This is a genomic window from Methylibium sp. T29 (genome assembly GCF_000576205.1).
Taxonomy (GTDB): Bacteria; Pseudomonadota; Gammaproteobacteria; order Burkholderiales; family Burkholderiaceae_C; genus Methylibium; species Methylibium petroleiphilum.
Genome location: NZ_AZND01000285.1, coordinates 1 through 3,947 on the forward strand (window position 1 = coordinate 1; position 3,947 = coordinate 3,947).

At 70.8% G+C, this 3,947-nt stretch carries 8 protein-coding genes; 6 read left to right on the forward strand and 2 right to left on the reverse strand.

What is annotated here, in order from left to right; all coding sequences use genetic code 11:
* The first annotated feature begins 214 nt into the window (after positions 1-214).
* The 5 genes from x551_RS27685 (at position 215) to tolA (ending at position 2,770) form a co-directional block, all read left to right on the forward strand.
* Positions 215-361: a hypothetical protein gene (locus x551_RS27685; protein ID WP_253950423.1), complete on the forward strand. Its 147-nt coding sequence runs from the start codon at positions 215-217 to the stop codon at positions 359-361.
* A gap of 14 nt (positions 362-375) precedes the next feature.
* Entirely contained in the window at positions 376-801 is a 426-nt protein-coding gene (gene ybgC, locus x551_RS19460; protein ID WP_036233596.1) for a tol-pal system-associated acyl-CoA thioesterase, read from the forward strand.
* On the forward strand, positions 798-1,481 hold the full coding sequence (tolQ, locus tag x551_RS19465) for a protein TolQ (protein ID WP_011830536.1): 684 nt from the start codon (positions 798-800) through the stop codon (positions 1,479-1,481). Before ybgC ends, tolQ begins: the two co-directional genes overlap by 4 nt.
* A 3-nt stretch (positions 1,482-1,484) precedes the next feature.
* Positions 1,485-1,913 (forward strand): protein TolR, encoded by a 429-nt coding sequence (tolR, locus tag x551_RS19470; RefSeq protein ID WP_011830537.1) that lies wholly within the window; start codon positions 1,485-1,487, stop codon positions 1,911-1,913.
* Between the two features lie 71 nt (positions 1,914-1,984).
* A complete protein-coding gene (gene tolA, locus x551_RS19475; protein WP_051495795.1) occupies positions 1,985-2,770 on the forward strand; it encodes a cell envelope integrity protein TolA in 786 nt (261 codons plus the stop codon).
* Here tolA and x551_RS19480 read toward each other — a convergent pair.
* The gene (locus x551_RS19480; RefSeq protein WP_036233599.1) at positions 2,767-3,234 is read right to left on the reverse strand and encodes a DoxX family protein; all 468 of its coding nucleotides are present in this window, start codon (positions 3,232-3,234) and stop codon (positions 2,767-2,769) included. The genes tolA and x551_RS19480 overlap by 4 nt on opposite strands.
* On the reverse strand, positions 3,215-3,760 hold the full coding sequence (locus x551_RS19485; protein WP_036250384.1) for a hypothetical protein: 546 nt from the start codon (positions 3,758-3,760) through the stop codon (positions 3,215-3,217). The genes x551_RS19480 and x551_RS19485 overlap by 20 nt, the downstream gene beginning before the upstream one ends.
* On the opposite strand from x551_RS19485, the gene x551_RS27690 reads away from it, so the two are divergent.
* The coding region (locus x551_RS27690; RefSeq protein ID WP_253950422.1) for a hypothetical protein at positions 3,760-3,947 on the forward strand (188 nt) is incomplete at its 3' end. The two genes, x551_RS19485 and x551_RS27690, sit on opposite strands and share 1 nt — an antisense overlap.

Here is a 3,947-nt window from a genome sequence, read left to right on the forward strand (position 1 = left end):
CCCGCGCCGCCACCGCCCCCCCTCCGCCCGCGCCCCCGCCGCCGGTGAGCGTGGTCGAACTCAGCGCACGGCCGGCCGAGCAAGCGCTGCTCGCAGGCCTCCGCGCCTACGACGATGGCCAGTACAAGCTCGCCGAGCAGCGCCTCGGCGGCGCGCTGAAGGCCGGTCTCGCAGCCCCAAGGACCGCGCCGCCGCCCACAAGACCCTGGCCTTCATCTATTGCACCAGCCAGCGCGCCAAGGCCTGCGAGAACGCGTTCCGCGCCGCACGCAGCGCCGACCCGGCCTTCACCCTCAGCAAGGCCGAGGCCGGCCACCCGCTCTGGGGACCGGTCTACCGTCGCACGCTGGCTGCACCCTGAGTGCCTGACCGATCTTGCCGATCTCCTCACTGCCCCCCGCGTTCCGCTTCCCGCTGCGCGTGTACTGGGAAGACACCGACGCCGGCGGCGTGGTGTTCTACGCCAACTACCTGAAGTTCTTCGAACGCGCCCGCACGGAGTGGCTGCGCGGCTTCGGCTTCGAGCAGGAGATACTGCGCACCCGCGAGAGCGTGATGTTCATCGTCAGCGAGACCGCGGTGCGCTACCTGCGCCCGGCCCGGCTCGACGACCTGCTGCAGGTGAGCGTGACGATCCGCGAAGCCCGGCAGGCCAGCCTGCAGCTCGCGCAACAATGCTGGCGCAGCGATCCCGACGGCGAGACGCTGCTGGCCGAAGGCACGATCCGCATCGGCTGCGTGGACAGCGGAACCTTCCGCCCGCGTCGCATTCCGATCTCTCTCCTCGAAGCCCTGGCATGAATTCACAAGACCTCTCGATCTTCCAGCTGGTGCTGCACGCGAGCCTCGTCGTGCAGTTGGTCATCGTCGCGCTGCTGGCGATGTCGCTCGCGAGCTGGACCGTGATCTTCGGCAAGCTGTTCGGGCTCAAGCGCGTGCGCGCGCTCAACGAGGGCTTCGAGCGTGACTTCTGGTCGGGCCAGAACCTGCAGGACCTGTACGCCGACGCCGCCAAGAAGGCCGACCGATCCGGCCCGATGACGCGCATCTTCGCCTCCGGCATGCGCGAGTTCATGAAGCTGCGCGAGCGCCGCGTGGCCGATCCGGGCGCGCTCCTCGACGGCTCTCGCCGCGCGATGCGCGCGAGCTTCCAGCGCGAACTCGACACCGTGGAATCGCACCTGAGCTTCCTCGCCTCGGTGGGCTCGGTGTCGCCCTACGTCGGCCTGTTCGGCACCGTGTGGGGGATCATGCACGCCTTCACCGGCCTGGCGAACCTGCAGCAGGTGACGCTGGCCACGGTGGCCCCGGGCATCGCCGAGGCGCTGGTGGCCACCGCGATCGGACTGTTCGCCGCCATCCCGGCGGTGCTGGCCTACAACCGCTTCGCGCGCGACATCGACCGCATCGCGATCCAGATGGAGACCTTCATCGAGGAGTTCTCCAACATCCTCCAGCGCAACATCGGCCAAGGGCACTGACCCATGGCACAAGTCACTGCACGCCACGGCTCGCGCCGCCGCACCATCAACGAGATCAACATGGTGCCCTTCATCGACGTGATGCTGGTGCTGCTGATCATCTTCATGGTGAGCGCGCCGCTCATCACCACCGGCGTGGTCGACCTGCCCTCGGTCGGCCAGGCCAAGCGCCAGCCCGACAAGGTGATCGAGGTCGTGGTCGGCACCGACGAGAGCCTGAAGCTGCGCGTCGACGGCAAGGACGCGGCACGCACCTCGCTGCGCGAACTGGCCGGCCGCGTGACGGCGCTGCAGAACGGCAGCGCCAACACGCCGGTGATCATCGCCGCCGACCGCAACGTCAAGTACGAGCAGGTCGTGAAGGTGATGGACACGCTGCAGAAGTCCGGCGTTCAGCGCGTGGGCCTGGCGGTCAAGGCCACCGGGGCCTGACGCCGCGATGAACGCGACGACGCTCGACGACCTGCGCCCGCGCAAGCCCGGGGGGCTGCCACGGGGCGGCCGTGCTGGCGCTGATCGCGCACGGGCTGCTGGTGCTGGCGCTGAGCCTGAGCGTCAACTGGCGCAGGTCCGAACCGGCCGGCGTGGAGGCCGAGCTGTGGGCGGCTGTACCGCAGATTGCTGCGCCCCGCGCCGTGCCGCCCGAACCGACGCCCACGCCGACCCCGCCGCCGAAGCCCGAGCCGCAGGCCAAGGCCGAACCACCCCCACCGCCGCCGAACCGCGACGCCGACATCGCACGCGAGAAGCGCGAGCAGAAGGAGAAGCTCGAGAAGCAGCGGCTCGAGGAACAGCGCAAGGAAGACGCGCTGCGCAAGAAGAAGGAACAGCGCGAGCAGGAAGAGAAGGCCCAGGCCGAAGCCGACAAGCGCGAGGCGGAGAAGAAAAAGAAGGCCGAGGCCGAGCGCCAGGCCAAGCAGGAAGCCATCCGCAGGCAGCAGCTCGACCGCGTGATGGCCGAGGCCGCCGGTACCGGCGCGCCGGGCAGCACCGGCACGGCGGCGCAGAGCGCGGGGCCATCGGCCAGCTATGCCGGTCGCATCAAGGCACGCATCAAGCCCAACGTGGTGTTCGGCGACGAGGTCGACGGCAACCCGCTCGCCTCGGTGGAGGTGAAGGTGGCCCCCGACGGCACGATCGTCGGCCGCCGGCTCGTCAAGTCCAGCGGCGTCCCGGCCTGGGACGAGGCCGTGCTGCGCGCCATCGACAAGACCGAGGTGCTCCCGCGCGACACCGACGGCCGCGTGCCGTCGGCCATGCTGCTGGACTTCCGTCCGCGCGATTTCTAGCGGCGTGGCGAGCCGCCCACGCGCGGCCACCACCACGCATCGAGCGACCACTTGCCGGGGCCCCACAGGGCCAGCGCCGCCAGCAGGCTGCCCCAGAACACATGCTGCTGCAGCGCCGCCGGCGCGATCTCCTCGAGGCTGAGAACGGCCACCACGTTCATCACCGACAGCCCGAGCGCTCCGAAGCGGCCGAACAGCCCGAGCACCAGCAGCACCGGCAGCACCAGTTCACCGCCGGTGCCCATGACCGCGGCCAGGTGCGGCGGCAGCAGCGGCACCTTGTACTCGTCCTGGAACAGCGCGAGCGTGGTGTCCCAGTCGGCGATCTTGGTCAGCCCGGAGCGGAAGAACACCGCGCCGACATAGAGGCGTGCGGCCAGTTGGGCCGCCGGCTGCAGCGCCTCCAGCACGCGGGTGCCGGTGCGGCACAGCGCCAACGGGGTTTCAAGCCAGGTCTGGGTCATGGTGTTTCTCCTCGGTCTCGTCAACAAGCTCGGCCTTCCACAGCCAGCCGCGTTGCAGGGCCTGGATCAGCCAGGCGCTGAAGTCGAATCCCCGGCCGGCCCGCTGCAGCGCCTCGGCCAGCGTGCGGCGCGCCTGCAGAGCCTGCATCCAGGCGAACACCGGGGCATCGACCGGCGTCACGTCGGCCCGCCAAGCGGTGCGCCCGACCACCACGGACTCGGCCTGGCCGGTCGCGAGCGCCTCGCGGACGGCGGCGACGGCAGCATCACCGTCGTGCCGATGGGCTGCGTGCAGCGCCGCCACCGGCCAGCGGCTCGCGAGCAGTTGCACCGCCGGTGCCAGCCGCAGCCTCAAGGCCTTGGCCGGGTGCTCGGCCAGCCAGGCAAGCGTGTCGCGATCGAGCACGGCATCGGCCGCACCTTCGCACTGCACGATCGCGGCGTCGAGTCGCGCGCAATCGCCGAGGTAGGGCCATTCGGCGAGGTCCGCCTGCGCCTCGACGAAGGTCGCAGATCCTGCCCCCATTGCGCGAGATCGCCACGCTGCGGCGGCGCGTCGCACCACAGTGCGCGGGCCACCCGGCCGAAGTCCTCTGCGCCCACCAGGGCCAGCAAGGTCGGATAGGCCACGGCCAGCGCGCGTTCGGCGGCGGCCGCGGCATGGGCCCGGTAGGCCTCGAGTCCGAGCTGCAGCCGCGCGCCTGCTCCGCCAG